Origin of the sequence: Acidovorax sp. BoFeN1 (assembly GCF_003345135.1) — a bacterium.
Classification (GTDB): domain Bacteria; phylum Pseudomonadota; class Gammaproteobacteria; order Burkholderiales; family Burkholderiaceae_C; genus Acidovorax; species Acidovorax defluvii.
The window spans coordinates 1-2,021 of sequence record NZ_QOZT01000159.1 but is presented as its reverse complement, the minus strand read 5'-3'; the positions used below and the strand labels follow the sequence as shown (position 1 = coordinate 2,021).

At 63.0% G+C, this 2,021-nt stretch carries 1 protein-coding gene; it reads left to right on the top strand.

Annotation, left to right across the window (positions count from 1 at the left end; genetic code table 11):
- Positions 1–1,385, top strand: a 1,385-nt coding sequence (gene pmbA, locus DTW89_RS18995; protein ID WP_114657066.1) for a metalloprotease PmbA, incomplete at its 5' end; no start/stop codon positions are given.
- Positions 1,386–2,021 lie beyond the last annotated feature (636 nt).

Below are 2,021 nucleotides of genomic sequence, written 5' to 3'. Positions count from 1 at the left end.
CCCCTGCCACTTCCCCCGCCCCGGAACGCGGTTTCAGCTACAGCCGCCCGTTCTTTGAGGACCTGGTGGACCGTGCCCTGGCCCACGCCAAAAAGCTGGGCGCCACCGACGCGGGCGCCGAGGCGTCCGAGGGCTGCGGCCTGTCGGTCAGCGTGCGCAAGGGCGAGCTGGAGAACGTGGAGCGCAACCGCGACAAGTCGCTGGGCGTCACGGTTTATATCGGCCATCGCCGCGGCAATGCCAGCACCTCCGACTTTTCGGACATGGCCATCGAGCAGACCGTGCAGGCCGCCTACGACATCGCCCGTTTCACCGCCGAAGACCCCATGGCCGGTCTGCCCGATGCAGACGATATTGCGCCCCCCGACACCCACCGCGACCTCGATTTGTTCCACCCCTGGGCCATCGACAGCGAGCAGGCAGCACGCCTGGCCATGGAGTGCGAGGCCGCCGCGCTCAAGACCAGCCGCCGCATCACCAACAGCGAGGGCGCTGGCGTGTCGGCCCAGCAAAGCCATTTTTTCAGCGCCCACACGCGCGGCTTTCGCGGCGGCTATGCCAGCTCGCGCCACAGCTTTTCGGTGTCACCCATCGCCTCGTTGCCCGGCCGCAATGCCGAGATGCAGCGCGATGCGTGGTACAGCTCCGAGCGCGACGCGGCCGAACTGGCCTCGCCCGAGGCCGTGGGCCGCTATGCCGCCCAGCGCGCATTGAGCCGCCTGGGCAGCCGCAAGATTGTCACCACCCAGTGCCCGGTGCTGTTTGAATCCACCCTGGCTGCAGGCCTGCTGGGTGGTTTTGTGCAGGCCGTCAGTGGGGGCTCGCTTTACCGCAAGAGCAGCTTTTTGCTCGATTCGCTGGGCAAGATGGTGTTTCCCAAGCACATCGATATTCTGGAAGACCCGTTTGTGCTGCGCGGCAAGGGCAGCTCGCCTTTTGACGAAGAAGGCGTGCGCGTGGCGCCACGCAAGGTGGTGCAGGGCGGGCGGGTGCAGGGCTATTTCCTCAGCAGCTACTCGGCACGCAAGCTGGGCATGAAGACCACGGGCAATGCAGGCGGCTCGCACAACCTCACACTCACCTCGCGCCTCACCCAAAGCAGCGACAACCTTGATGCCATGCTGCAAAAGCTGGGCACCGGCCTGTTTGTGGTGGAGCTGATGGGCCAGGGCGTGAACTACGTCACGGGCGACTATTCGCGCGGCGCCAGCGGCTTTTGGGTGGAAAACGGCAAGATTGCCTTCCCCGTGCACGAGATCACCATTGCCGGCAACCTGAAAGACATGCTCAAGGGCATTGAAGCGGTGGGTGCCGACGCCTACAGCTATGGTGCCAAAACGGTGGGTTCCATCCTGGTGAACCGCATGAAAGTGGCCGGCAGCTGAGCCCTGTCCCTACAGGCCATCCAGAACAAAAGCAGCCTTTGGGCTGCTTTTTTTTGATAGCTGTCAGCGCTTGCTATATAAGCGCTAGAGGCCTGTTTGGCCTGATTGGATATTTTCCTCAGATAGACCCGTTCGCCCTGAGCCTGTCGAAGGGCTGTTGGCCAAGGGCGCCCTGGCTTCGACAGGCTCAGCCCGAACGGATTGGAGACAGAGGCCTGAGGTATGTACATAGTCAGGCTATTTGGCTTGAAATCGAAGCTGTGCTCTTGGAGGTTGCTGGGCTACCCCGGCGTCGTGCCACGCACCCGGTCATGCATGCGCACCACGCGGGCAATGGGCTGCTCGGCCTGGTCCGCCGACACATACCAACGCTTCGACCTTGCCTGCCCCCGTCATCGCCGCTCCAACCTCCGTGGTATTGGCCGTGCTCCTGATCCGGCGTGTGCCGCCGTCTTGATGGCGTCCGCAGACTGCGGCAGCGCTGGCGCTGCAGGGCCCGCGAAATAAAAGCGGCGGATTCCAGAACGAAGTGCACCAAGCAATAGGTTGGGCCAAGAGTGCATAGGATGCTCTCTTGTTGACCGGCCAGTCGCAAAGGAAAGCACTTTGAACTACACACACTTGACCCGAGAAGAA